This window comes from Paraburkholderia humisilvae, from assembly GCF_902859855.1.
GTDB classification, from domain to species: Bacteria; Pseudomonadota; Gammaproteobacteria; order Burkholderiales; family Burkholderiaceae; genus Paraburkholderia; species Paraburkholderia humisilvae.
Genome location: NZ_CADIKH010000005.1, coordinates 36,626 through 63,178, shown reverse-complemented (window position 1 = coordinate 63,178; position 26,553 = coordinate 36,626). Strand labels below are relative to the sequence as shown.

Below are 26,553 nucleotides of genomic sequence, written 5' to 3'. Positions count from 1 at the left end.
ATGGTGCGAGGAGCGGGACTCGAACCCGCACACCCTTGCGGGCGTCAGGACCTAAACCTGGTGCGTCTACCAATTTCGCCATCCTCGCCGCCGGGCGCGTGGCGCCCGATGTCTGCCGCCGCACCCACCATGCTGCGCGTTGATTCGTTACTTTGCGTGAGCGTGTCAGCGCGTGCGGCGCCGCGTGCCGACCGATCCACCGTGTTACCGACACAGCGTGGTCGAAAGCGTGAGCGCGAGATTCTACCCGATCGGCATGCGCTTGTCTGCAACTGGGTGACGAATGCAATGCTACAATTTTTGACTCGCCGCAAGAAGCGACGCAGCGCCTCGCATGCGCCTCCCGATCAACACGCCGGTCACCCGATACGCCACTCCCGCACGCCGTGAATTTCGACGACTATTGCCAGCAAAAAGCGGCGCCCGCCGGGTCGAGCATCTACTATGCGCTTCGGCAAGCGCCCGTGGCGCGACAACCGCTGCTCACCGCGCTGTTCGCGCTGCGGCGCGAATTCGAAGAAACGGTCAAGGAGACCAGCGATCCGACCATCGGCCGTACCAAACTTGCATGGTGGCAGAAGGAAGCCGCCGCGCTCGCGGCGGGCGAGCCATCGCACCCGGTCTCGAAGGCGCTCGCCGCGCACTGGCCGGACGCGCGCATCGAGTATCCGGCCCTGCAGACGCTGCTGGCCGGCTTCGAGATGGACCTCGATCAGGCACGCTACCTCGACTATCCGAATCTGCGCCGCTATGTCGATAGCGTCGGGGGCACGTTCGCGTCGGTGGTCGCGCGCGCCACCGCGAAAGACCCTCAAGCGGCAGCAAGCTGGGCGGCACCGCTTGGCCAGGCGCTGATGCTCGCGCAGTTCGTCGTCGAGCTCGGCAACGATGCGCGTCATGGCCGCATCTACATCCCGATCGATGAGATGCAACGTTTCAACGTGACCGCCGCGGATCTGATCAACCGCCGCTACACCAGCGCGTTCACCGACCTGATGCGCTTTCAGACAACGCGCGCGCGCGATGCGATCGATGCCGCACTGGCCGCGTTGCCGGGCGCGGAGCGCCGCACGCAACGCACGCTGCGCGCGTTGGCCGCGCTTGCGCTTGCGCTACTCGACGAAATCGAACGCGACGGTTACCACGTGCTGCACCAGCGCATCGCCCTCACACCGATTCGCAAGCTATGGGTCGCGTGGCGCGCCGCGCGACGCCGCTAAGCCGACGCCGTAAAACGACAGCCCGTTGCGCAGGCTCATCTCGATACGTTTGCACGCGAAACGCGATGCCCGGTTCTTTCGGTCACGCACGCAGCAACGGTAGCGGGTCAAAGTGCCGCTCGAGCACCACCGCTACCGCATCGCATCCCCACCACGCGGCCAGCACGGTCGCATACAGACGCCTGAAATCGACCGCCATCGGCAGATTGCCGTTGCCATCGAGTTGCGAGAATGTCGGCGGCGCGCCGTAGAGACCGCCGCGCACCCTGCCGCCGATGACGAAGTGCGGTGCGCTGCTGCCGTGATCGGTGCCGCCGCTATCGTTTTCACGCGCCCGCCGGCCGAATTCCGAATACGTGACAATTAACGTGTCATCCCATCGCCCGAGTTCCCGCAGTGCGGCATGCAACGCCTCGAGGCCCTGCGCGAGTTGCGCCAGCAGCATCGTGTGGCGCTCGCGCTGGTTTGCATGCGTGTCGAAACCGTTCAGCGTGACACGGATGACCGCTGTACCGGGTTCGGACCGGGTGACGCCCGGGTCGCCTTGCCGCAGCCCCGCCGCGATGGCGTACGTCGCCGTGCGCAGCGATGTGCCGAATGCGTCCACCGGAAACCGCGCACTCAGCGGTTGCGCGACGGCGAACCCGTTCGCGCCGGCGCCAGCCGACGACCGCATCAAAGTCGCGACACGGCATGCGACGCCGGTCAGCGGCCCCGGCTCCGCGCTGTCGATCACGAGACCGTCGACGGGACCGTCGACGCGCAGCGCGTCGGCCAGCGCGCGAGCGGGCGCGGGCGAAGACGCATGCGCGCGTGCGAGCGCCCGTGTAACCCACCCGTCGCGCAGATACCGGTGCGCGTCGGACCCGGTGTCCCATATTTCCATTGCGCGGAAATGCGACAGATTGAATTGCGGATAGCCGAGCCCTTGCACGATCGCCAGTTGGCCGCTTTGCCAAAGCGGCATCAGCGGACGCAGCGCCGGATGCAACGCGATGCGCTCGTCGAGCGGCAGCACCGCATCGCGGCCGATGGCAAGACGTGGACGCAACCGGTAGTAAAGCGGATCGGCAAACGGCACGACGGTGTTCAAGCCGTCATTGCCGCCTTTGAGCTCGACAAGGATCAGCTGTTTGCGACCGAAGGTTCGGCCGAGGACAGCCGGCACAGCAACGCGATCCTCAAAGCGGCAGTCGCTTTGCGCGAAGCCTGCCGCACCTGCCCGTGCGGAGGCGAATGACGCAAGCGGCAGCGCCGAAAGCGCCGCACCGGCGGCGGCCGCGGTCGACAGAAACACGCGTCGCTTCATGCTGTGTCTCGCTCCGTTGTCGGCGCAGGGTCGTATGCCCCGCTTCACGTGCGTGTCTAGCGCTTGTACAACTCACGTACCGCGTCTTCGATATGCTGCCTTAACAACCGCCGCTCCTCGGGCGTCATATGTCCGTCACGGCGGCGCTGATCGAGATCCGGCGGCACCGCCGTGCGCACGATCGCATCGGAAGCCGGTGTGTCGACAGGCGGTTTGCGTGGCGTGCGAGGCGCCCGGATATGAGGATGAGAAGAGGGATGAGGAGGAACGGCGCGGTCGGCAGGGGGGGGAGGGTCGGCCAGCGCGGGCGGGCTCAACGCGGCCGCAAACGTGCTCGCTGCTGCCAGCGCAATCACGCTCAGGCGCACGTTCGGCCACACCCCTCCCTTCATCTTGTTCCCTTCGTGACGCTGCAACCGGCTACCTCAAAAGCGTATGGTGATTCCGGCAAAAACCGGGCGCGAGAGTTTTGGTCTAGTGAAGTATCTACCGAACTGGCGCAAACAGTAAAGGAGTGTAAGCGCGCCCGCTTTACGCCGTGCCACAGCCCGGGTAAATTTTGTAACTGACTGTTACGCGAGAAATGCCGCAAACGCGTTCCCCTTTCTAATCGCGCTAAGATGCCGACCATGGAAACCAAAAACCCTTCGAAAATCCTCGTCGTCGACGACGATCCGCGCCTGCGCGACCTGTTGCGCCGCTATCTCGGCGAACAAGGCTTTAACGTCTACGTCGCCGAAAACGCCCCGTCGATGAACAAGCTTTGGGTTCGCGAGCGTTTCGATCTACTGGTGCTTGACCTGATGTTGCCGGGAGAGGACGGACTCTCCATTTGCCGGCGGCTGCGCGGCAGCAATGACCGCACGCCCATCATCATGTTGACCGCGAAGGGCGAAGACGTCGACCGCATCGTCGGCCTTGAAATGGGCGCCGACGACTACCTGCCGAAGCCGTTCAACCCACGCGAGCTGGTCGCGCGCATTCATGCGGTGCTGCGCCGCCAGTCGCCATCGGAGTTGCCGGGCGCGCCGTCCGAAACATCCGAAGTGTTCGAATTCGGCGAATTCGCGTTGAATCTGGCCACGCGCACGCTGACGAAGGCCGGTCAGGAAATCCCGCTCACCACCGGCGAGTTTTCGGTGTTGAAGGTCTTCGCGCGCCATCCCCGCCAACCGCTGTCGCGCGAAAAGCTGATGGAACTGGCGCGCGGCCGCGAATACGAAGTTTTCGATCGCAGCCTCGATGTGCAGATCTCGCGCCTGCGCAAGCTGATTGAACCCGATCCCGGCAGTCCCCGCTTCATCCAGACCGTCTGGGGTCTCGGATACGTGTTCATTCCTGACGGCGCAGCCTGAATTGGTTCACTGCGTGGTGTCACTTCTTCGATAAGAAGGCCGCATGCGGATCGACCGGCGCCTCCTGACGCTCGCGTTCGGCGGCCTCTTCTGGCGGACGTTTCTGCTGATCGCGCTGTTGATCGCGGTCAGTCTCGCCGCATGGTTCCAGAGCTTCCGCGTGATCGAGCGCGAACCGCGCGCGCAACGCGTCGCGCTTCAGCTGGTCGCGATCGTGAAGCTCACGCGCACCGCCCTGCTTTACTCCGATCCCGACCTGCGGCGCGCGCTGCTGCAGGATCTCGAGAGCAACGAAGGCGTGCGCGTGTACCCGCGCGAAACCACCGATAAATACAAGCTGCAGCCGGACGAATCGCTGAACCGGCTGATCGAACACGACATCCGCGGGCGCCTTGGCGATGACACGATCATCGCGCAGTCGGTCAACGACATTCCGGGCGTCTGGATCAGCTTCAAGATTGACGACGACGATTACTGGGTCGCGCTCGACCGCGATCAGCTCGATAACGTCACCGGCCTGCAATGGGCCGGCTGGGGCGTGTTCGCACTCGCGCTATCGCTATTCGGCGCCGCGTTCATCACGAGCCTGGTGAACCGGCCGTTCGCGCGCCTCGCGATGGCCGCGCGCAAGGTCGGCTCCGGACAATCGCCGGAGCAACTGCCCGAGCGGGGTCTCGGCGTCGCGGCCGAAACCAATCGAAGCTTCAATCAGATGGTGCGCGACCTCGAACAGCTCGAAGCGGACCGCGCGCTGATGCTCGCCGGCATCTCGCACGACCTGCGCACACCGCTTGCCCGCTTGAGACTCGAGACCGAGATGAGTCCGTCCGACCAGACCACCAAGGACGCGATGATCGACGACATCGAGCAGATGGACATGATCATCGGACGCTTCCTCGACTACGCGCGGCCGGTGCAGCGCATGCCCGAGCCGGTCGACCTGTCGGTGATCGCCGGCGAACTGGCTGCGCGGATGTCGACCGAAGACGGCATCCGGCTGATTACGCGCCTCGCGCCGTCCGCGGTGATCGAAGCCGACGAAACCGATATCCGGCGCGTGGTCGGCAACCTGATCGAGAACGCGCGCAAATACGGTTTGAGCGAAACCGACGGCATTCCACACGTGATTCTCGAGACACGCGTGTCGCATTCGCGCGTCGAGCTGTCCGTGGTCGATGAAGGCCCGGGCATTCCCGAGGACCAACTCGCGCTTGTCACACGACCGTTTTACCGTGTCAATACAGCACGGACGCAAGCGAACGGCACCGGCCTCGGGATGGCGATCGTGCAGCGGCTGGTCGGCCGTTATCGCGGCGCACTGCGGCTGCGCAACCGGACACCGGGTCCGGGCCTCGAGGTGACGATCGAGTTTCCGCTCGCCAAGAGCGGTTGAACGAGCCCAACAGCCCGCTCGGATCGCACAACAACCTGCTTTGTCCCCTTTAAGGGCAAGATTACTTCGGACGAAACCGAAACAATCGCTCGGTCGTTCGCTATCGCCGCCTTGAAGAAAATCTATCCGTCTTATTAGTGAAAAACTATTGCCCATTAATAGCAATAGAGTTATAGTGTTTGTGCACCGCATCGAACCGCTCCTCCCGTGAGCAAGGTGCTTGATCAGATTGTTCTGGCGGTTGCCGCGTGCTCAGCAACCCCGTTTTGAAAAACCCTGTTTGCCACTTTTTACATAGGAGTGTCTGCATGAAAACCGTCGGCGATAAACTCGAAGCTTTCACCGTCACCGCTGCGAAGCCTGGCTTTAACAACCACGAAGAAAACGGCGTGTCGGCGTTCGAAGAAATCACCGAACAGTCGTTCCCGGGCAAGTGGAAAATCATTTACTTCTATCCGAAGGACTTCACGTTCGTTTGCCCGACGGAAATCGTCGAATTCGGCAAGCTCGCGAAAGATTTCGCAGAGCGTGACGCCGTTCTGCTCGGCGGCAGCGTCGACAACGAGTTCGTCAAGCTCGCATGGCGCCGTGAGCACAAGGACCTCGACAAGCTGAACCACTATGCGTTCGGCGACGTCAAGGGCGAGCTGATCGACCAGCTCGGCGTGCGCGACAAGGAAGCGGGCGTGGCCCTGCGTGCGACGTTCGTCGTCGATCCGGACAACACGATCCAGCACGTGTCGGTCAACAACCTGAACGTCGGCCGCAACCCGCAAGAAGTCCTGCGTATTCTGGACGGCCTGCAAACGGACGAACTGTGCCCGTGCAACCGCGCAGTCGGCGGCGCAACGCTGTAAGTCATCGCAGCAGAAAGCCCGCTAAGCTTGAAAAAGCCGGCGGGCTTTTTTATCGGCAACTCGATAGGAGATATCTATGGAATTCTTGTCCGCGATCAAAGAACGTGTACCCGACTACGCGAAGGACATCCGCCTGAACCTGGATGGCACGATCGCGCGTTCGTCGCTCGAAGGCAACGACGCGGTCGGCGTCGCGCTGGCTGCCGCATTCGCCGCGCAGAGCCCGGTGCTGGTCGAGGCCATCCGCAATGCCGGCGTGCTGTCGCCTGAAGAAACCAACGGCGCGCTCACGGCAGCGGCGCTGATGGGCATGAACAATGTGTGGTATCCGTACGTCGAAATGACGGACAACGCGGATTTGAAGTCGCAGCCGGCCGGTCTGCGGATGAATGCGTACGCGTCGCATGGCGGCGTCGACAAGCGCCGCTTCGAAATGTACGCGCTGGCCGCGTCGATCATCGGCAAGTGTCACTTCTGCGTGAAGTCCCACTTCGAGACGCTGCTCAAGGAAGGCATGAGCTCGACGCAGCTACGCGACGTCGGCCGCATCGCCGCGGTGATCAATGCCGCCGCGCTGGTGATTGCGGCTGAAGGCAAGTAATACGCACCTGAAGTGCGTCATCGCGCGCGGCGATACACGATAGCGCCGCGCACATGCAAAAACGCCACGCACGATCTGCGTGGCGTTCTACTTGTGGGCGCCGGGCGTGCCCGGGCTTACGGCACCGGCCGTATCCACGCCATGCGCACCCTACTTGCGCACCAGCAACACCGCGGCCTGCGCCTCGATGCCCTCGCCTCGCCCGAGATACCCAAGCTTCTCATTGGTCTTCGCCTTCACGTTGACCCGCTCGAGCGGCAGCTGCAAGTCGGCGGCAAGGTTCGCACGCATCGCGTCGATGTGCGGCGCGAGCTTCGGCGCCTGCGCGATCACCGTGCTGTCGACATTCGCGATCGCAAAGCCTGCGCGCGCGATGCGCGCCGCGCATTCGCGCAGCAGCACGCGGCTGTCGGCGCCCGCGAACTCCTTGTCCGTGTCGGGAAAATGTCGGCCGATATCGCCGAGCGACGCGGCGCCGAACAATGCATCGGTGATCGCGTGCAGCAGCACGTCCGCATCCGAATGACCGAGCAACCCGCGCTCATACGGCACCGTCACGCCGCCGATAATCAACGGCCGGCCCGGCACCAGCGCATGCACGTCGTAGCCTTGTCCGATTCTGAAATCCATAGTGGTGGGGTCCATGATTAGGTTGAGCGCGGCCGGCGACGCGCGCGATGCGGCGCCGTCCGCTACGTCAGATGACGAAGAAACCGTCACGAAGAAGCCGCATTCAGCGTCGCGGCCGACTGGCTCAGAATCGCGTCCGCCAGATCGAAATCTTCCGGGTAGGTCACCTTGAAATTACGCAGGCTCCCCTGCACGAGCCGCGGCGCATGCCCGATCCATTCAATCGCGCTCGCCTCGTCGGTCAGATCGTGGCCGTCCTGCTGCGCGCGCAGAATCGCCTCGCGCAGCATGCCGACGCGGAACATCTGTGGCGTCTGCGCCTGCCAGAGTCCGTCGCGGCCCTCGGTGCGCGCGATGCGCGTGTCGGTGTCCGGCGCAATGCGTTTTAGCGTATCCGCGACCGGCAGCGCCATAATGCCGCCGATCGCATCGTCTTTCAGCGCGTCGACCAGCGAGCGGATCAGCGGCGGCGTGATGCCTGGCCGCGCCGCATCATGCACGAGCACCCAGTCGTTGTCGTTCGCGCCGAATTCGGCAAGCGCATGCAGACCGTTCAATACCGACGCCTGCCGCGACGCACCGCCGCAGCGCCGTACCGCGAAGCGCAAGCCCGTGAATCGGCGCGCGTCGAAATGCTCGTCGTTCGGCGCGAGCACGACCAGCGTCTGCGTAAACTCGCTGCACGCATCGAACGCCGCGAGCGAGTAGTGCAGCATGTCGCGTCCGGCGACGCTTCGGTATTGCTTGGGCATCGGCGCGCCGGAACGGCTGCCGGTGCCCGCACCGGGAATCAGGGCAAAGAGGCGGGGAGTCACAGAACGGATGCTGCGCAGTCAAAGTGAAGGTCGGATTTTATAATAGGTCTTTCGCCCGCACGTCCCGACACGCGTAAACTTGCCGTTTCTGCCGACGCTCCGGTCAAATCCACGGCCGTTCCTCCTTATTTATGTCCGACACCGCCGCTTCCCCGTCGTCGAATCCGCCACCGTTCAAGCTGCCCGTGGCCCCCGTCAAAACCGGCCAGCGCTATGCGTTCAACGGCGCCCACGGCTCCGCCGACGCGCTGCTGGTCGCCCGCTATCACCTCGCGTGCAGGGAACGACTGCCGCTCGTCGCGGTGGTTTGCGCAAGCGCGGTGGACGCGCAGCGTCTGTCGCAGGAGATCCCCTATTTCGCGCCGAACGCGCGTGTGCGGCTGCTGCCGGACTGGGAAACGCTTCCGTACGACACCTTCTCGCCGCACCAGGATCTGGTCTCGGAGCGGCTCGCGACGCTGCACGACCTGGGCGAAGGCCGCTGCGACATCCTGCTCGTGCCGGCCACCACCGCGCTCTACCGGATGCCGCCGGCGTCGTTCATGGCCGCGTACACATTCGCTTTCGCGCAGGGCGAGCGGCTCGACGAGACGAAGCTGAAGTCGCAGCTCACCCTCGCCGGCTATGAGCACGTGAGCCAGGTGATGCGGCCCGGCGAGTACTGCGTCCGCGGCTCGCTGATCGACCTGTTCCCGATGGGCTCGCCGCTGCCATACCGGCTCGATCTGTTCGACGATCAGGTCGACTCGATCCGCGCGTTCGATCCGGACACCCAGCGCAGCCTCTACCCGGTGCGCGACGTGCGCCTGCTGCCCGGCCGCGAGTTTCCGTTCGACGAAGCATCGCGTACCGCGTTCCGCAGTCGCTGGCGCGAGGTGTTCGAAGGCGACCCGAGCCGGGCATCCATCTACAAGGACATCGGCAACGGCGTCCCGTCGGCGGGCATCGAGTATTACCTGCCGCTCTTCTTCGAAGAAACCGCAACGCTCTTCCACTATCTGCCCGAAGGCTCGCATCTGGTCCTGACGGGCGACCTCGACGCGGCCATCAAGCGCTTCACCGCGGACACCCGGCAGCGCTTCGGCTTCCTGTCGCACGATCGCGACCGGCCGATTCTCGAGCCGCAGCGCCTCTTTCTGTCGGACGAAGACTTCTTTACGCTCGCCAAGCCGTTCGCGCGCCTCGCGCTGCCGTCGCAAGCGGAAGGCGGCTGGGCCGTGCCGCTTCCGGATCTCGCGCTTGACCGGCACGCGGATGACCCGGTCGCCGCGTTGCGCGCGTATCTGGACACGACCCCGAACCGGGTGCTGTTCGCGGTCGAATCCGCCGGTCGCCGCGAAACGATCGCGCAGTTGCTCGCGGAAAACGATGTGCACGCGGCTTCCACCGACAGCTTCGACGCATGGCGTGCCGAGGATACGCGCTTCGCGCTCGGCGTGGCGCCGCTTGCGAGCGGGTTCGCGCTGCCGGGCGAAGGCATCGCGATCATCACCGAAACCGAACTGTACGGTCCGCTTGCGCGCCGCGCGGGACGCCGCCGCCAGGAACAGGCGAGCAACGTCGACTCGATGGTGCGCGACCTGTCCGAGCTCAAGGTCGGCGATCCGGTCGTGCACTCGCAGCACGGCATCGGCCGCTATATGGGCCTCGTGACGATGGATCTCGGCGAGGGTGAAACCGAATTTCTGCACCTCGAATACGCGGGCGAAAGCAAACTCTACGTACCGGTTGCGCAATTGCACGTGATCTCGCGCTATAGCGGCGCGGACCCGGACAGCGCGCCGCTGCATTCGCTGGGCTCGGGCCAATGGGAAAAGGCCAAGCGCCGCGCCGCGCAACAGATTCGCGATACGGCCGCCGAGCTGCTCAATCTGTATGCGCGGCGCGCGGCGCGCGAAGGCCACGCGTTCAAGCTCGATCCGCGCGACTACGTAAAGTTCGCGGAAAGTTTCGGCTTCGAGGAAACGCCGGACCAGGCCGCGGCAATCGCGGCGGTGATCGGCGACATGACGATCGGCAAACCGATGGACCGGCTCGTCTGCGGCGACGTCGGCTTCGGCAAGACCGAAGTCGCGTTGCGCGCGGCCTTTATCGCGGTGATGGGCGGCAAGCAGGTCGCGCTGCTGTCGCCGACCACGCTGCTCGCCGAGCAACATACGCAGACCTTCTCCGACCGCTTTTCCGACTGGCCGGTGCGCATCGTCGAGCTGTCGCGCTTCAGGTCGGCGAAGGAAGTGAGCACGGCGATCCAGCAGATCAACGACGGCACGGTCGACATCGTGATCGGCACGCACAAGCTGCTTTCATCGGAAGTGCAGTTCAAGCGGCTCGGGCTCGTCATCATCGACGAAGAGCATCGCTTTGGTGTGCGTCAAAAGGAATCGCTCAAGGCGCTGCGCGCCGAAGTGGACGTGCTCACGCTCACCGCGACCCCGATTCCGCGCACACTCGGGATGGCGCTCGAAGGGCTGCGCGACTTCTCGGTGATCGCAACCGCGCCGCAAAAGCGGCTCGCGATCAAAACCTTCGTGCGGCGCGAGGAAGACAGCGTGATCCGCGAGGCGATGCTGCGCGAGTTAAAACGCGGCGGCCAGGTGTACTTTCTGCATAACGAAGTGGAGACGATCGAGAATCGCCGCGCGATGCTCGAGGCGCTCGTACCCGAAGCGCGCATCGCCGTCGCGCACGGGCAGATGCACGAGCGCGAACTCGAACGCGTGATGCGCGATTTCGTCGCGCAGCGCGCGAACGTGCTGCTGTGTACGACGATTATCGAAACCGGCATCGACGTGCCGAGCGCGAACACCATTCTGATTCACCGCGCCGACAAATTCGGCCTCGCGCAATTGCACCAGTTGCGCGGACGGGTCGGCCGCTCGCACCACCAGGCATACGGCTATCTGCTCGTGCATGATCCGCAAGGGCTCACGAAGCAGGCGCAGCGGCGGCTCGAGGCGATCCAGCAGATGGAAGAGCTCGGCGCGGGCTTCTATCTCGCGATGCACGACCTCGAGATTCGCGGCACCGGCGAAGTGCTCGGCGACAAGCAGTCCGGGGAGATTCACGAAATCGGCTTCCAGTTGTATTCCGACATGCTGAACGACGCGGTGAAAGCGCTGAAGAACGGCAAGGAACCCGATCTCACCGCGCCGCTTGCGGCCACCACCGAAATCAATCTGCACGCTCCCGCGATCCTGCCGGCCGACTATTGCGGCGACGTGCAGGAACGGCTGTCGCTGTACAAGCGCCTTGCCAACTGCGAACACAACGATGCAATCGATAGCATCCAGGAAGAACTGATCGACCGCTTCGGCAAGCTGCCGCCGCAGGCGCATGCGCTCGTCGAAACGCATCGGCTGCGTCTCGCCGCGCGGCCACTCGGTATTTCGAAGATCGACGCGGGTGAAGCGGTGATCGCGCTGCAATTCATTCCGAATCCGCCGGTCGACGCGATGCGCATTATCGAAATGGTGCACAAGCACAAGCACATCAAACTTGCCGGCCAGGACAAGCTGCGTATCGAGACACGCAGCCCCGATCTCGCGGTACGCGTCGCGACCGTCAAGGAGACACTGCGTGCGCTCGGTCCATCGTCGAAAGGCGCGGCCGGTCAGCGCGTGACCGTCCAGTGAAGCCGTCATGACAGATACGCGCGGCGACGGCAGACAGACTCAGCACGCAGACGTTGCAAACCCGGTTGCGAACCCGACCGCACGCGCGGATGAACCGGTCGACGCGCGGACCGCTTCAATTGTCGACCTGCTGACACGCCTCGTACGCATACCGAGCCGGGGCGGGATCGACCCCGCCACGCCGGTACTTGAGTGCATCGAAGAATGGTTTGCGCGGCATGCGCCCATGTTGCCGCGCAGACGCGTCATGTCGGCGTGTGGTGAAGCACTAGGCCTGTATGCGGAAGTTCGTGGCACGGCCGCAACGACGGCTTCAGATCATTCATCTGATCAAACCTCGCGCAGCACGCGTTATTACGTACTGAACGCAACCCTCGACACCGCGGGGTTCGGCGATGAAACGCTGTGGACATCCCCGCCGCTTGGTGCGCATATCATCGATGGCTGGCTGTACGGCCGCGGCGCGGCCGATAGCAAAGCAGGCGCCGCGCTGTTTGCGCATCTACTGGTAGCGCTTTCACAACGTACTGCGCAATTCGCGGGACACGTCGGCCTGCTGCTAGATCTCGACGAACATACCGGCCGCTTCGGCGGCGCCCGTGCGTTTTTCGACAACCCCGGCATTATTGACAGCCTTGACAATCGAACTGCCGGTGATCCGCCCCGCCCCGATGGCGTATTGATCGGCTACCCCGGGCACGAGCGTCTGATGGTCGGTGCGCGCGGCTTCCTGCGGGCGCGCCTCGTCGTGCATGGCATCGCGGCCCATTCGGGCAGCGGCAGCTCATGCGGACTCAACGCGGCGGTGCGCGGCGCCGCACTCGCGAACGCATTGCACGACATGCCGCTGCCGGCCCTCGACGACGCGACTTTTGACCGCCACGCACAATTGACGGTCACTGGAATCCGATCTGGAGACGGTGGCTTCACCGCGGTACCGGATCGCTGCGAACTCACGATCGATATCCGGCTCACACCCCGTTTCGATGCACCACGCGCACGCCGCCTGATTGCCGATGCGGTCCGCGCGCACGACATCGCCTATACCGCTAGTCCTGCAAATAATCTATTGACGGACATCGAATGGATCGACGGTTGGCCCGCATATCGGGTGCCTGATGCGAATCCAATGGTCACTGCGTTGTGCAAAGCCGCACAGCACAGATTCGGTGCGGCGCCGTCATGCGAAGTGGCCGGGCCTTCGAATATCGGCAACTATCTTGCGTCGCTGTCGATCCCGGCGTTATGCGGTTTTGGCCCACGTGGCGCACAATTGCACGCAAATGATGAGCGTGTCGATCTGTCGAGCATCGCGCCGGTCTGTCAAATCTACGAAGACGCATTATTCGATTTGCTGCGCAGTTAAATCGTGCGATCGGTGATTCATGCTGCGACGCGCAAACGAGCCGCGTAACAGGCGGCGTTTTGGCTTATTAAGGGTTTTTCGGTATGATCGGGCAGACAACAAGCCGGAGCCCCGTCATGTCCCAGGTCGCTGAATCATCAGCTCAGCCCGCACGAATGTCTTCTCCATCAGCCTCCGCTTTCTCCGACGCTTCTTCCGGCCTCTCTTCTCAAACGACTTCCCCCGCCGCCCCGCTTTCGTTGCCGTGGGTCGAGCGTCTCGTGTCATTCGACACGGTCAGTCGCAATCCGAATCGCGGTCTGATCGAGACCGTGCGCGATGCATTGCGCAAACAAGGCATCGATGCGACGCTCACGCATGGCGACGACGGCACATGGGCGAATCTGTTCGCGACGATCCCCGCGCACGATGGCCAAACGAATGGCGGTGTCGTGTTGTCCGGACATACCGACGTCGTGCCGGTCGACGGCCAGAAATGGGACAGCGATCCATTCAAGCCGGAAGTGCGCGACGGCAAGCTATACGGCCGCGGCACCTGCGATATGAAGGGTTTTATCGGCGCGGCGCTCACGGCTGTGCCCGATATGCAACGCACGAAGCTCGCGCGCCCGATCCATCTCGCGCTCTCGTTCGGCGAAGAAGTCGGATGCGTCGGCGCACCGCTGATGATCGAAGATCTGATCAAACGCGGCATCAAGCCCGAAGGTTGCATCGTCGGCGAGCCGACCAGCATGCGGCCCATCATTGCGCACAAGGGCAGCAACGTCTATCAATGCTGCGTGCGTGGCCAGGCCGCACACTCGTCGCTGACGCCAAAGGGCTTGAATGCGATCGAATATGCGGCCCGACTGATCTGCCATATCCGCGACATGGCCGATCAGTTCCGCGAACAAGGGCCGTTCGACGAGTTCTACGACGTGCCGTTTACGACTGCGCAAACGAGCACGATCGAAGGTGGCAACGCGGTCAACACGGTACCGGCCGAATGCCGCTTTGCGTTCGAGTTCCGCAATCTGCCGACGCTCGACCCCGAGCCGATCTTCGCGCGCATCGAGCAGTACGCGCACGAAACACTGCTGCCGAAAATGAAGCGTGAGCATGAGGCGGCGGCAATCGAATTCACCAAGGTCGCCGCGGCGCCTGGGCTCGATGCGGCCGAGCAGGCCGCGATTACGCAACTGGTGCGCGCGCTCACCGCGAATCGCGACAAGCACAAGGTCGCCTACGGCACCGAAGCCGGCCTGTTCTCGCGCGCGGGCATTCCGAGCATCGTCTGCGGACCCGGCGACATTCAGCAGGCGCACAAGGCCAACGAATTCGTCGCGCTCGATCAGCTCGCGCAGTGCGAGCGCTTTCTCGGCAAGTTCATACACAGCATGTCGGTCGACGCACACGCGCGCTGACTCCGGTTCAACCTGCACACGTCCCCACGAACACAACCCAGATACGCTCACGCCATGTCCACCGCCATCCAGCAGCACACCGACCACACGATCGACGGCGAGCCGATTCCGACGCTCGATGCCATCGCCTCGCAGCATTTCGCGTTGACGCCGTGGGTTGTGCGAACGCCGGTGTTCGACCGGATGGACTTCCCGACGCTCGAAGGCACGCTCCTCAACTTCAAGTTCGAATTGCTCCAGGCAGGCGGCAGCTTCAAGGCGCGCGGCGCGTTTACGAATCTGCTCGCGCTCGATGAACCGCAACGCAGCGCGGGCGTGACCTGCGTGTCCGGCGGCAATCACGCGATCGCGGTCGCTTATGCGTCCATGCGGCTGGGCATCAGCGCGAAGGTGGTCGTGTTCCGTTCGGCGAACCCGGCGCGTATCGCGCTATGCCGGCAGTTTCGCGCCGAAGTGGTGATCGCGGAAAATGCCGTCGAAGCATTCGAGATCGTGCGCCGGATCGAAGCGGAAGAAGGCCGCTATTTCGTGCACCCGTTCAATGGCTACCGGACCGTGCTCGGCACGGCGACGCTCGGCTATGAATGGGCGACGCAAACACCCGATCTCGACGCGGTGATCGTGCCGATCGGCGGCGGCGGGCTCGCGGCCGGCGTATCGACCGCATTGCGGCTCGCGAATCCGCGCGTTCATTTGTACGGCGTCGAGCCGGAAGGCGCCGACGTGATGAATCGCAGCTTCGCGGCGAACCATACGGTCAAGATGGGGCATATGCAGTCGATCGCCGATTCGCTGATGTCACCGCATACCGAGCAATACAGCTACGAGCTGTGCCGCCGGCATATCGATCGGCTCGTGACCGTTTCCGATGACCAGCTGCGCGCGGCGATGCTCACGTTGTTCTCACAACTGAAACTGGCGGTCGAACCCGCTTGCGCGGCGGCGACCGCCGCACTGCTCGGACCGCTGCGCGAAACGCTGCAAGGCAAACGCGTCGGCGTCCTGCTGTGCGGCACCAATACCGATACGCTCACGTTCGCGACGCATATTGAGCGCGCACGCTCGGCGCAGGCATAGGAGAGGAGACACGGTAGGCGCGGCTGTCAACGCCTCTACCCCGCCTGCCTGATCGTTCGCTATCATGCGTGCATTGACCACCAGGAGAGATGCCTTATGAGCATGATCAAGGAATTCAAGGAATTCGCCCTCAAGGGCAACGTGATGGATCTGGCAGTCGGCGTGATTATCGGCGGCGCGTTTTCCACCATCGTCAATTCTGTGGTGAAAGACCTGATCATGCCGGTCATCGGCGTCGTAACCGGTGGCCTCGACTTCTCGAACCTGTTCATTCTGCTCGGGCATATTCCCGAGAACTACAGGGGCAATCCCAGTTCGTATAAGGACCTGCAGACCGCGGGCGTCGCGGTGTTCGGCTATGGCTCGTTCATCACGGCCGTCATCAACTTCGCGATTCTCGCGTTCATCATCTTTCTGATGGTGAAGTTCATCAACAACCTGCGCAGGCCGGCCGAGGCGGCGGCGGCGCCGGCAACGCCGGAAGATACGGTGCTGCTGCGCGAGATCCGCGATGCGCTGAAGAACGCGCCGCGCTAGGCGCTCGCGCCGTCGTTCGCGGTCTTTTTCGCCTTGGCGTCCGCCGCGCTCTCGATCGCCTTCTCGAGTTGCGTGAAGTTAACCGGTTTGGTCAGATGCGCGTTAAAGCCGGCGTCGAGGCAACGCCGGATATCCTCATCGGTGCCGAAGCCGGTCAACGCAATGGCTGGCACTTCGGAGCGCTCGCGAAACGCGCGGATGAAATCGATGCCGGTGCCATCCGGCAAGCCCACATCGCTGACGATCAGATCGAACGACGCCGACTGCGTCGCCGCAAGCGCGTCCGCCACGCGTCCGACGACGGTCACTTCGTGCCCGAGTGTGCGAATCAGCTGCGCCATCACCTCGGCGGTATCCTCGTGATCTTCAATCATCAGGATCGACAGCGCACCGGCCGGATGACCGGTCGATGCGTCCGCAACGACCGGCTTGTCCGCCGGCGGTTCGGCGGTCGGCAACGTAATCGTGAAGGTCGCGCCGCAATGCGCGCCTGGGCTATACGCGGTAACCGTGCCGCCGTGCGCGTCGGTCAGCGCTTTGGTGATCGCCAGTCCGAGCCCAAGGCCGCCAAATTGCCGCGACATATTCTCGCTGCCCTGCTCGAACGCGTTAAACAGCTTGCCGATCTGCGCGGGCTCGATGCCCACACCGGTATCCTCGACCGAAATCTGCACGTGCATTCGCTCGTCGCGAGTGCGCACGTAGATATGGCCGCCGTCCGGTGTGAACTTGGCCGCATTGCGAATCAGATTCCATAGCATCTGCTGCAGCCGCGCGCGGTCGCCGAGCACGTAGTGATGACGGGCCGCCTTGTCGACGTGCACATCCTGCTGCTTGACCTGAATCTCGCTGCGAAACAGTTCGAGCACGCTGTCGATCACCTCGTGCGCGTCGACGGTTTCGTGCGCAAGGCGCAGCTTGCCGTTCGCGACACGCGTCAGATCGAGCAGATCGTCGATCAGCCGCGCTTCCAGTTCGACGTTGCGGCGGATCATCGCGATGCCCGAGCGCGCCGCTTCGGGCAGCCCCGGAATCATCTCGACCATCCGCGCGCCGGCGAGCACCGGCGTCAGCGGCGTGCGCAGTTCGTGCGACAGCATCGCGAGAAAGCGGTCCTTCGCGCGGTTCGCTTCTTCGGCGGCCTGACGCGCGGTCTGCTCCGACTCGAGCAGCCGCTCGCGCTCTTCGGTCGCCTCGCGCTGCGAGTGGATGTCCGTGCAACTGCCAAACCATTTGCTGACCGTGCCGTCCGCATCGCGCATCGCGACGATGCGCGTATCGAACCAGCGCCACGCGCCATCGTGCCGGCGGATGCGCAGTTCGTGCCGGTACTCGGAGGTGCCGCTGCGCACCGTCTTCAGCCATGTGCGGCGGACTTCCTCGCGATCGTCCGGATGGACCGCGTCGAGCCACGCGAGCCCGAGCGAGCCGGCACTGTCAAGGCCCGTGTAGTCGAGCCACTGCTTCGACACGAAGTCGCATGCGCCGCTCGCATTGCAGGTGAGCACGAGGTGCGGCAGCGCTTCGGAGAGCGTTCTGTAGTGCTCTTCGCGATCGCGTAGCATCAGCGCTTCGGCCGATGCCCGTTGCAAGCGCACCTGCGACAGCACGCGCTCGACCGCTTCCGGCAGGTAGTCGAGATAGTCGCCGGCCTTCGGCACGACATCGGATACCCCCGAGCGCAATGCCTCGATTACGCGCGATTCGTCGGTGAAGCCCGTGACGAGAATGGCCGGCACGCGTACGCCCTCGCTGCGCAGCCGGCGGAAAAAGTCGAGCCCCGTCTCCGCGCCGGTCAGTTGGTAGTCGAGCACGAGCAGATCCGGCGCGCTCTCGGCAATGCGCGCGCGCGCCGCACCGACGCCCGCGCACAGCGCGACCTTGCAGCCCGCGCGCTCGAGCGACTTGCGCGCAAGCCGCAGGATGCCCTCGTCGTCGTCGACGACGAGCACATGCGCCGTGGGCAACGTGGATACGTCTTGTGTCATGCTGGTTCTTCGTTGTCTGTGCTGTCGATGACCAGCGTCAGGTCCAGATTCAGGTCGCAAGGCTGCTTCGCTGCGTGGGAGTGGCCGTCTCCCGAGGGTCAAGCGGACGCCGTCATGCGACGATCATCCGGTGCCCGGGTGGCAGTTTAACCACCTGCAGGAAAAACCCGAGCCGGCGCACCGCCTCGATAAACGCATCGTATTCGACCGGCTTCGTGATGTAGACGTTGCAGCCGAGCTCGTAGCACCGCTCGATTTCCCGCGGATCGTCCGTCGTGGTCAACACGATAACCGGCATCGCGGCGGTCGCCGGCGACTCCTTCAGCCGCCGCAGCACCTCAAAACCGTCGACGCGCGGCATCTTCAGATCGAGCAGCACGACGTAGTTCGTCAGATCGTCGCGCGGCGGATACTTGCCGACGTTTTCGCCGAGCGGCCGGTCGCCGAAGAAATAATCGAGCGCCTGCTGGCCATCCGCGAATCTTACGAAACCATTGGAAATTCCGGCCCGGCGCAGGTTGCGCTCGACCAGCGTCGCGTGCCCGTCGTCATCCTCGACGAGCACGATGCCCACCGTCTTGCCGACCGCTTCCGAACCTGTCATGTTTCCTCCAACGATAACCGCCTGTTATGTATCACGATACGCTCACGTCGAGCGCACCGGCTGGTCCGGCAGCACGACGAAGAACGTGGAGCCCGCGCCTTCCGCCGACTCGACCCACACCCGGCCGCCGTGCCGCTCGACGGTGCGCCGCACGAGCGCGAGGCCAATTCCGTCGCCTTTCGATACATCGCCGTGCAGCCGCTGGAATGCGCGGAACATCTTCGGCATATAGGCAGCCGGAATACCGAGCCCATTGTCTCGCACATAGAAGGTTCGCGTCGTCGGCGCTTGCGGCTGGGTTGGCGCTTGCGCGTCATCTTCGGGTTCCGCGGCGAGCGCGCCCACTTCGATGCGACCGGGCCGGCTCGGATCGAGGAAGTTCAGCGCATTGCTGATCAGATTGCTGAACACCTGCTCGATCGCGGCCGGATCGCCCCATGCGGACGGCAGATCGCGCACCGTGACGATCGCGAGCCGTTCGCGAATCTGCGTCTGCAATGCGTCGACCGCCCGCGCGACCACGCGACCGACGCTCACGCGCTGCCATTGATATTCGAGGCGGCCCGCGCGCGAGATGCGCAATAACGCGTCGATGATCGCCGCCGAGCGGGTGACCGACGAGCGCAGAAACTGCAACGACTCCCGCATATCGCCGTCGAGCACCCGGGTAAGACGCCGCTCTTCGGCTTCGGGCAGGCCGGCAGCGTCAATCGTGGCGCGCACGTCCTCGCACGATACCTGCAGCTCTTTCGAGAAGCCCTGCAGGTTGACCAGCGGCGAACGCAGATCATGCGACACGCTATAGATGAACATCTCGTTGTCCTGCGTCTCCTGGCGCAGCGCCTCGTTGACGCCGGCCAGTTCGGCCGCGCGCGCCTGCAGCCGCTTTTGCAGCGTCACCTGCTCCTGTTCGGCGATGCGCAGACGGGCACTCGTCTGGTGCAGCGCGGCGTCGAGCGCGGCGATCTCGTCGTTGCCGGCAAGCGGCGCGCTCAATGGCTGGCCATTGCCGAGCCGCTCGGCATTGTCGGTCAGCACTTCGAGACGCCGGGCGATATTGCGCGCGAAGACGAGCGCGGTGACCGCCCACACCAGCATCGACCCGACCACGGCGAAGATCAGCGCATATTGCTGGCGCGCGCGCGTCTGCATCACCGATGCGCTGCGCTGCGCATCCAGACGGGTCGCTTCCTCGATAAACGCGTCGAGCTCGTGGCGCACGATTTCGATTTGCGCGGGCATCGCATTCGCCTCGAGCGAAACATACGTTTTCACGCTGCGCCCTTCGCGTAGCGCCTGTGCGGCATCGAGCGCCTGTGCGTGATAACGGTCGATCGCGTCGCGCATCGTGCGCACGCGCGCAGCCTGTTGCGGCGTATCGGCAACCAGTTGATCAAGATGCATCAGCCGGTCCGACAGATCGACCCATGCCGCATGACGATCGATAAACGCCGCATCGCCGACGATCAGGCCGGTACGCACACGCGCCGCCTGACGCAGCAGCGGATCCCCAAGCGCGGCAGCCTGATAGAGAATCTGCTTGCTGTCGGCGGCCGATTGCACCGCTTGCGCGGTTTGCTCCTGTGTATCGAACACCACCCCGAGCAACGCGAGCTCGACCAAGCTCGGCAGCGCGATTAGCAGCAGACCCTTTGTGAATAGTTTCATAGTCGCCTGGCAAACGATCCGGCCGCGACGATAAACAGCGACGACGCGCGCAGACAGAGCATCGGGAGATGCACGGGTAGGCAACCTCAACGACCTCGAGTAGCCTGAAGACCGGGCAGCACCGGCGCGACGAAGCTGCGCGGCTGGAATCAGGCAATTATCGACGTGAATTGGCCAGATTTCAACGCGGCCCGGCCGGGCAACATGGCGCATGCGAAGCGATGTGGCATGTTGCGCGGCGAAATGAGGCAGGAGAAGTGCTGGCGCACACAAAAATGCCTTTTTTATCGGTGACGGAATCATTCGCGCGGCCCATGCGTCTATCATGGAGACAGATGCACCGAAAGCGAAAGCGCACGGCGACACGATTCGGCATGTTCCGTACGGGCCGGTGTCAGACGGGCAGAATGTCGAATCACCGTGAATCCGGCATTTTCGTATGCTATAAAAGATCGACGTGCGGCGCGCGAAGCCGGGAGTGGTCGCATGAGGACGCTGCGTTTCTTGCAATTCTTTTTCAGGCGAATTTTTATGTCCTTCCCGAAAAAGCGTAGACGCGCGAAGGTGGACGGCGATGAGTCGTTCCTCGCGGTACTACGGCATTTCAAGGCATTCGGTCAGCTCGATACGAAGATTGCGCGCGCCCGCGCGCAGGACGAGCCGGTGCTGTACGCGCACGTGCTGCCCGGGCTCGACGTGTTGCTATGCTGCGTGCGTGGCGCACAGCCGCCGTATCCGGCGACGGCCGAGCTGCGCCGCCGCTGCATCGAATCGATCGCGAACGCGCTGGAGCAACCGCTCGACGGACTCGAGAACGGCGGTTACTGGTACGAGGCCGACGGCTTTGGCTTCCTGGTATTTGCGAGCCGCGCGCGGACGCGCATTCTGCCGGAGTTCGGTGCGTCGCGTTCTGCCGCGGGCGTGCGGCGCATGCGAAGGCAAGACGCAGGCGACACAACGCCGCGCTCGTTGCGCTAGGCGCGAGGTGTTGCGACGACATAACCCGAGCGCTTCCCGTTCGCTACGATAAAAGGCCGCGCAAAGCACTGCGCGGCCTTATTCATTGATGCGCCGTGTTTTTTTGAGTATTGTTCGCGGCCCACGCTCACCGCGACGAGTCGCGCCCTCACCCGTCAAACGCACCTGGCCGGTTCAACCGCCATTCAACTGCCTTTGTACTCCGCGGCATTTTCAGGCGTCTTCGTCTTCGGCGCTTGCGTCGCCGGCGGCTTGCCCCTACTGGATGACGCCGCCGAGGCCGGTGTGTTATCGGGCGTCAGCAACGGCCCCTGGGCGCGCTCTTTCTCGCCCGGCGGTGGCGCAACCGGCTTTGTGCCTACGCTCGCCAGCAATTCCTGACAAGGTAGCGGCTTGTTGTTGCTCGGCGCGATCAGCGGCAACAGCGCGGCAAACGGATTGATCAGGCCAAGGCCGACCATCGCACCGCCGCGCAGCGCAAGCGCGGCGGCGTTCACACCGACATGCGGGTTCTTGAACGTGCCCTTCGCATACAGCGGCGAGCGCAGCGTGAAGATCCGGAAGCCCTTCGTATGCGGATGGATGCCCAGGTCGAACGTCTCATCGCGCAGATTCACCTGGCCGTCGATGTTGATCACCGCATCGGCCGTATCGAGCGCGAACACCCGGGAATCGAGCACGCCGTCGGTCACGACGAAGTCCGCTGCCGCGCAGTTGATCTTCACGTCGTGCGTGCCGAACAGCTTCTCGTAGATCACATTCGCGACGTTCAGCCCCGCCGCTTCCAATAGCAGAAGGCTCACGGTACCGTCGGTGACAAGCAGTTTCACTTCGCCATTGGACGTTCCCGCCAGCGCCGCCGGCGAATTGCCGGTAGCCGACAACGCCGCGTCGCCGTTGATCTCGCCCAGTGCGCTTTGCATCGTCTGCGCTTTCGGGAACAACTGCTTGAGCTTGACGTGACGCGCGGACGTCGAGAAACGCCCCTTCAGCGGCGTACCGCTGCCGTCGAGCACGATGTTCGACGCCAGTGACCCGCCCGCGATGCCGAATTTGAGCGGCTCGAGCGTCAGCACGCCGTCTTTCATCACGACGTGCGTATAGAGGTCGGTGATCGGCAGGCTCGGATCCTTGATCATGCGGCGGCCGGTCAGCCTGACGTCCGCATCGACCGCCTTCCAGCGATCCGTGTGAAACGGCTCGACCGGCAACACCTTGTCCGATGGCTGCTTGACAGTGTCGCCGCGTCTGGCCTTGCTCGCGTTGCTGTCGGCGCCGATGATCGGCGCGAGGTCCGCAAAGCGAAGCAGGTTCGATACGAGCTCACCTTGCAACAGGGGACGCGGCTCGCGGCCGACGTAGGTGACCGTGCCGTTCAGGTCGCTGCCGCCGACGCGACCTGTAAAATTTTCATACGTGAACACGTTTCCGCTCGCCTTGAACTGACCGATCAGATGACCTTCGGTCGCATAGGGCGGCGTCTGCGGCAGCGTGATGCCGGTCAGCCCGTACAGATGGTCGAGGCTCGTGCCGCGCAGCCACAGCCGCAGATCGACCGCCGCCAGATGCGCGGGGTCGGTCAGCGTGCCGACCAGCGCAACGTACAGGTCGCCGGCCTGCACGTCCGCCTGAACCGGAAATGGGCGGCCCGGGTCCTGCAGCGCAAGCACGCCGCCGACCTTGCCCGCGCCCGATACCGGCATCCGGTTATAGGTGCCCTTCACGGTCCAGCCGATCGCGTACGGCGCGATCACCTGACGCCGCAGGCCCGTGGCTGATGGCGCGCTTGCGCCACTGGCCGCAACCGCCGCACTGCCTGCACTCGCTGCGTTGGCGAGCGAACCGCTCGCCGAACGGGCGGCGCCCGGCGCGACCACCACCGTCGATGCACCCGATGCGACTGCGCTTGCACTTGCGCCACGCTGCGCCCGCGGCTCCAGCGCGGCGCTCGTACCCGACGCGGTGGCCGCAGCCGACGCTTCGGCCGCTTTCGCCTGCTGCGCAAACCGGTTTGCGCCCGCCTCGCCGACCTCGTGCGCCGCCTCGCGGCGCGACTTCGCCTGCTGTTGCCGCAGCGCTTCGCCGAGCGGAACCGGTTGACCGAGCGTATCGACGATCACCTGCATATCGACCTTCTTCTGCTCGTCGCTCACCGAGATGCGCCCTTTGTCGAACGCGATATCGTGCAGATCGAGCTTCCATTCCGAAGGCCCCGCGGACGACTGGAGCTTGAACGTCCAGTTGTTGCGACCGTCGATAAGCCGCTCGACGTCGACCGACGGGTTCACCAGGTGGATCGCCGGAATCACGATGTCATGTGCGATTAACGGCAGCACCTTGACCTGAAAGTTGATCTCGTCGAGTGTTGCGAAGTGCGGCTGTTTGGTCCAGTCGGGATTCGCAATCGTGATGTTGGCTGCGGAAAAACGCGGCCACGGCACCCACGCGCGCCAGCCGGTCTCGCCGGTCGGATGCCGCAAACCGACCTTCAGGTCGCCTTCGATCGCAAACGGCCGCCCGATGGCTTCGCTAACCTTTTCGTTGACCCAGGGACGCGCGCGGTTCCAGTCAAATGTCAGAATGAAAACCGTCAGCGCGGCAATCAGGAAGACCAGCACGGCGACACACCATGCGACGATCTTGCCGATGCGTCGTGCCAGTGACGGTTGGGTCTTCCTCGAGACATTCATGAGGGCTCCGGTCCTGTTCCCTGCACTGTCGCTGTTCGGTCAGCAGATGCCGTGCCCGGTTTGCCCGAACGCGCGGCGCGGCTTACCATGGCAGCCGCGCCGCCGTGTTGCGCCATGCATCGCGGCGCCGGCAACCCCCACAGACAGAACATGATGACGGCTACCCCGCTCGTGCAGGCCGACGGTATCGTACGGCGCGACGCGCTACGCGACAACAGGACGCTACTGCAGCCGACCGACTTCGTGCTCGCGGGCGGCGACCGCGTCGCGATCACCGGTCCGTCGGGCTCGGGCAAAAGCGTGCTGCTGCGCGCGCTTGCGTTGCTCGACCCGCTGCAGGGCGGGCGCGTGCGCTGGCACGGCAACGCGGTGTCACGGACCGCGATACCGCGCTATCGCCGTGCGGTTGCCTATATCCGGCAGCGTCCCGCGCTGCTTGACGGCACCGTCGAAGACAATCTGCGCTATCCCTTTTCATTGCACGTCTATCGCGACGCACGCTTCGACCGCGCAACCGTCGAAGCGCTCGCGATGCGCGCCGGCCGCGGCGCGGACTTTCTCGAGCGTCAGGCGAGCGAGCTGTCGGGCGGCGAAGCGCAGATCGTCGCGCTGCTTCGCGTGCTGCAACTCGCCCCCGAAGTGCTGTTGCTCGACGAGCCGACCGCCTCGCTCGACCCCGAGTCGACGCACGCCACCGAGGCGCTGCTCGATGCGTGGTTCGCAGACGCGCCAGCGGCGCGCGCATCGGTCTGGGTGTCGCACGATATGGCTCAGGCCGCGCGCGTCGGCAAGCGACAGTTGAGCCTGCGCGCCGGTGTGTTGAGCGAGTCTGCCGCCGGTCTGCCGGACGCGAACGCGAACGCGGTCGCACCCGGCAACGCAAGCGCCAGCAAATCCAGCAGGGAGTCCACCCCATGACATTGCGTGACCTGCACCTGTGGGAAGTCGGCGTCGCGGCGCTGCTGATCCTCGTCAACGGCGCACTGTCGGTACTGCTCAAGCTCGATCTCGAACGCAAGCTCGCGTGGGCGGCCGTGCGCACGATCGTCCAGTTGCTGGCGGTCGGCTACGTGCTCGGCTGGGTATTCAGCCACGCGCACTGGACGATCGTGCTGCCGCTGATGATCCTGATGACGCTGATTGCCGGCTTCGCGGGCGCGCAGCGCGGCAAGCGAACGTATGCGGGCCAGCGCGTGGACAGCGTGCTGTCGATCTGGGCGGGCTCGTGGCTCGTCGCGGCGGTGGGGCTGTTTGTCGTGATCCGCATTCATCCGTGGTACGAGCCGCAGTACGCGATTCCGATACTCGGCATGATCCTCGGCAATACGCTGACCGGCGTATCGCTTGGTATCGAACGAATGACCGAGGAATTGACCGCGCGCCGCGATCGCGTCGAAATGGCGCTGGCGCTCGGCGCGACCCGTTGGGAAGCCGCGCAGGGTCCCGCGCGCGACGCGGTGCGCGCCGGCATGATCCCGACGCTCAATCAGATGGCCGTGGTCGGCGTAGTCAGCCTGCCAGGGATGATGACGGGTCAGGTGCTCGCGGGCCAATCGCCGCTGCAGGCGGTCCGCTATCAGATCGTGATCATGTTTCTGATCGCGGCCGCGTCGGCGCTCGGCACGGTCGGCGCCGTGCTGCTGACGTATCGCCGACTGTTCTCCGCGGAGCACCGCTTTCTTGCGTCACGGCTGATCGAGCGAACGCAACGCACGCGCGCCGCGCAATAGGCCGGTTTTATCCGGCTGCGCCAAACCCGCCTGTCAGCCGCCTGTCACCCGTCCGTCACGCGCGTGTCACGCAATCACACCCGGCGGCGTGACGCATCGCGCACGCCGCGTGGAACGCGGCCCGTTCAACGCTTCGCGCTGACCGCCACCTGCGATCCGTCGTTCAGCGTGAGCGTCTTCGTGCTGCCGTTGGTCGGCATCGTGAACCGCACTACCTGGCTCACTGCCGTGTAATTCGGACATTTGAGCGTCTTGCCTTCGCTCGTTATGTCCTTCGTGCCGTGCGGCGTTTGCGCCTGGAAATTCATCTGCACGGTGGCCACGCCATCCTTCGCGACAATCGGCGCGAACCGGATCTGCGTCTGGCGGATCATCGCACCGTTCGAATCGACCGGTAGCGATGCGTAGTCCGGACAGTCGCTGGTCGCCGGCACCGGGCCGCCCGGCGGCACGGTTTTCCACGTGAAGTCGTCGGACTCGCCGGAGCGGATGGTGCGGGTTTCCTGCGAGTTGCCAAACTGCTTCGATGTGACCTTCACCGTGTAGCGGATCGGTCCATCGGTGGCCGCTTTCGACGTCACCGTGATCGGCGTCGCGGCGAAGCTCGCGGTGGGCAGCGCAGCGAGCGCGCAGGCGAAGGAAGCAGCAACGGAAACGGCGGAGAGACTCAAGCTGATGCGCAGGCTTTGGCTCATACTGT

Annotated in this window: 22 protein-coding genes and 1 tRNA gene; 13 read left to right on the top strand and 10 right to left on the bottom strand. The window is 64.2% G+C overall.

The features are described 5' to 3' along the window. Position 1: 1 nt before the first annotated feature. Positions 2 to 88 (bottom strand) — tRNA-Leu (locus tag HV796_RS06305). Between the two features lie 298 nt (positions 89 to 386). On the opposite strand from HV796_RS06305, the gene hpnD reads away from it, so the two are divergent. Then, the gene (gene hpnD / locus HV796_RS06300; protein WP_175225613.1) at positions 387 to 1,220 is read left to right on the top strand and encodes a presqualene diphosphate synthase HpnD; all 834 of its coding nucleotides are present in this window, start codon (positions 387 to 389) and stop codon (positions 1,218 to 1,220) included. Positions 1,221 to 1,302: 82 nt separating this feature from the next. Here hpnD and HV796_RS06295 read toward each other — a convergent pair whose 3' ends face one another. Beyond that, complete coding sequence (locus HV796_RS06295; RefSeq protein ID WP_175225612.1) at positions 1,303 to 2,529, bottom strand: DUF1501 domain-containing protein; 1,227 nt, start codon at positions 2,527 to 2,529, stop codon at positions 1,303 to 1,305. A 56-nt stretch (positions 2,530 to 2,585) separates the two neighbouring features. Then, the gene (locus HV796_RS06290; RefSeq protein ID WP_175225611.1) at positions 2,586 to 2,921 is read right to left on the bottom strand and encodes a hypothetical protein; all 336 of its coding nucleotides are present in this window, start codon (positions 2,919 to 2,921) and stop codon (positions 2,586 to 2,588) included. A 228-nt stretch (positions 2,922 to 3,149) separates the two neighbouring features. On the opposite strand from HV796_RS06290, the gene ompR reads away from it, so the two are divergent. From ompR to HV796_RS06270, 4 genes are all read left to right on the top strand, one after another. Then, the gene (gene ompR, locus HV796_RS06285; protein ID WP_007585880.1) at positions 3,150 to 3,884 is read left to right on the top strand and encodes an osmolarity response regulator transcription factor OmpR; all 735 of its coding nucleotides are present in this window, start codon (positions 3,150 to 3,152) and stop codon (positions 3,882 to 3,884) included. Between the two features lie 43 nt (positions 3,885 to 3,927). Further along, on the top strand, positions 3,928 to 5,277 hold the full coding sequence (locus HV796_RS06280; protein ID WP_175225610.1) for an ATP-binding protein: 1,350 nt from the start codon (positions 3,928 to 3,930) through the stop codon (positions 5,275 to 5,277). Between the two features lie 308 nt (positions 5,278 to 5,585). After that, complete coding sequence (locus HV796_RS06275) at positions 5,586 to 6,134, top strand: peroxiredoxin (protein ID WP_175225609.1); 549 nt, start codon at positions 5,586 to 5,588, stop codon at positions 6,132 to 6,134. A gap of 76 nt (positions 6,135 to 6,210) precedes the next feature. Next, positions 6,211 to 6,735: a carboxymuconolactone decarboxylase family protein gene (locus HV796_RS06270; RefSeq protein WP_175225608.1), complete on the top strand. Its 525-nt coding sequence runs from the start codon at positions 6,211 to 6,213 to the stop codon at positions 6,733 to 6,735. Positions 6,736 to 6,885: 150 nt separating this feature from the next. Here HV796_RS06270 and ispF read toward each other — a convergent pair whose 3' ends face one another. Both ispF and ispD read right to left on the bottom strand, forming a co-directional pair. Continuing rightward, complete coding sequence (ispF, locus tag HV796_RS06265) at positions 6,886 to 7,365, bottom strand: 2-C-methyl-D-erythritol 2,4-cyclodiphosphate synthase (RefSeq protein WP_175225607.1); 480 nt, start codon at positions 7,363 to 7,365, stop codon at positions 6,886 to 6,888. Between the two features lie 86 nt (positions 7,366 to 7,451). Continuing rightward, positions 7,452 to 8,180 carry a 2-C-methyl-D-erythritol 4-phosphate cytidylyltransferase gene (gene ispD / locus HV796_RS06260; protein WP_175225606.1) on the bottom strand — a complete coding sequence of 243 codons (729 nt, stop codon included), beginning with the start codon at positions 8,178 to 8,180 and terminating at the stop codon, positions 7,452 to 7,454. Between the two features lie 131 nt (positions 8,181 to 8,311). Here ispD and mfd point away from each other — a divergent pair, with 131 nt between their 5' ends. The 5 genes from mfd to mscL all read left to right on the top strand — a co-directional run bounded on the left by mfd (position 8,312) and on the right by mscL (position 16,195). Next, positions 8,312 to 11,812: a transcription-repair coupling factor gene (gene mfd, locus HV796_RS06255; RefSeq protein WP_175225605.1), complete on the top strand. Its 3,501-nt coding sequence runs from the start codon at positions 8,312 to 8,314 to the stop codon at positions 11,810 to 11,812. A 7-nt stretch (positions 11,813 to 11,819) separates the two neighbouring features. Then, positions 11,820 to 13,178, top strand: a complete 1,359-nt coding sequence (locus HV796_RS06250) for a M20 family metallopeptidase (RefSeq protein WP_175225604.1) — start codon at positions 11,820 to 11,822, stop codon at positions 13,176 to 13,178. Between the two features lie 155 nt (positions 13,179 to 13,333). Continuing rightward, positions 13,334 to 14,581 (top strand): acetylornithine deacetylase, encoded by a 1,248-nt coding sequence (gene argE, locus HV796_RS06245; RefSeq protein ID WP_246355719.1) that lies wholly within the window; start codon positions 13,334 to 13,336, stop codon positions 14,579 to 14,581. Positions 14,582 to 14,635: 54 nt separating this feature from the next. Next, positions 14,636 to 15,658 (top strand): threonine/serine dehydratase family protein, encoded by a 1,023-nt coding sequence (locus tag HV796_RS06240; RefSeq protein ID WP_175225602.1) that lies wholly within the window; start codon positions 14,636 to 14,638, stop codon positions 15,656 to 15,658. A gap of 96 nt (positions 15,659 to 15,754) precedes the next feature. Further along, positions 15,755 to 16,195 carry a large conductance mechanosensitive channel protein MscL gene (mscL, locus tag HV796_RS06235; protein ID WP_175225601.1) on the top strand — a complete coding sequence of 147 codons (441 nt, stop codon included), beginning with the start codon at positions 15,755 to 15,757 and terminating at the stop codon, positions 16,193 to 16,195. On the opposite strand, the gene HV796_RS06230 is transcribed toward mscL, so the two are convergent. The 3 genes from HV796_RS06230 to HV796_RS06220 form a co-directional block, all read right to left on the bottom strand. Beyond that, on the bottom strand, positions 16,192 to 18,183 hold the full coding sequence (locus HV796_RS06230; RefSeq protein WP_175225600.1) for a hybrid sensor histidine kinase/response regulator: 1,992 nt from the start codon (positions 18,181 to 18,183) through the stop codon (positions 16,192 to 16,194). The genes mscL and HV796_RS06230 overlap by 4 nt on opposite strands. 112 nt (positions 18,184 to 18,295) lie before the next feature. Further along, positions 18,296 to 18,787 carry a response regulator gene (locus tag HV796_RS06225; RefSeq protein ID WP_175225599.1) on the bottom strand — a complete coding sequence of 164 codons (492 nt, stop codon included), beginning with the start codon at positions 18,785 to 18,787 and terminating at the stop codon, positions 18,296 to 18,298. Positions 18,788 to 18,829: 42 nt separating this feature from the next. After that, positions 18,830 to 20,455: a sensor histidine kinase gene (locus tag HV796_RS06220; RefSeq protein WP_175225598.1), complete on the bottom strand. Its 1,626-nt coding sequence runs from the start codon at positions 20,453 to 20,455 to the stop codon at positions 18,830 to 18,832. Between the two features lie 486 nt (positions 20,456 to 20,941). On the opposite strand from HV796_RS06220, the gene HV796_RS06215 reads away from it, so the two are divergent. Continuing rightward, positions 20,942 to 21,433 carry a hypothetical protein gene (locus HV796_RS06215; protein WP_134190917.1) on the top strand — a complete coding sequence of 164 codons (492 nt, stop codon included), beginning with the start codon at positions 20,942 to 20,944 and terminating at the stop codon, positions 21,431 to 21,433. Positions 21,434 to 21,618: 185 nt separating this feature from the next. Here HV796_RS06215 and HV796_RS06210 read toward each other — a convergent pair whose 3' ends face one another. Next, positions 21,619 to 24,123, bottom strand: coding sequence for an AsmA family protein (locus tag HV796_RS06210; protein ID WP_175225597.1), 2,505 nt, complete (start codon positions 24,121 to 24,123; stop codon positions 21,619 to 21,621). A gap of 153 nt (positions 24,124 to 24,276) precedes the next feature. Here HV796_RS06210 and HV796_RS06205 point away from each other — a divergent pair, with 153 nt between their 5' ends. Then, positions 24,277 to 25,041 carry an ABC transporter ATP-binding protein gene (locus HV796_RS06205; RefSeq protein ID WP_175225789.1) on the top strand — a complete coding sequence of 255 codons (765 nt, stop codon included), beginning with the start codon at positions 24,277 to 24,279 and terminating at the stop codon, positions 25,039 to 25,041. Continuing rightward, complete coding sequence (locus HV796_RS06200; RefSeq protein ID WP_175225596.1) at positions 25,038 to 25,853, top strand: ABC transporter permease; 816 nt, start codon at positions 25,038 to 25,040, stop codon at positions 25,851 to 25,853. The genes HV796_RS06205 and HV796_RS06200 overlap by 4 nt, the downstream gene beginning before the upstream one ends. Before the next feature lie 125 nt (positions 25,854 to 25,978). Here HV796_RS06200 and HV796_RS06195 read toward each other — a convergent pair whose 3' ends face one another. Next, positions 25,979 to 26,548: a DUF6013 family protein gene (locus tag HV796_RS06195; protein WP_175225595.1), complete on the bottom strand. Its 570-nt coding sequence runs from the start codon at positions 26,546 to 26,548 to the stop codon at positions 25,979 to 25,981. Between the last annotated feature and the right edge of the window lie 5 nt (positions 26,549 to 26,553).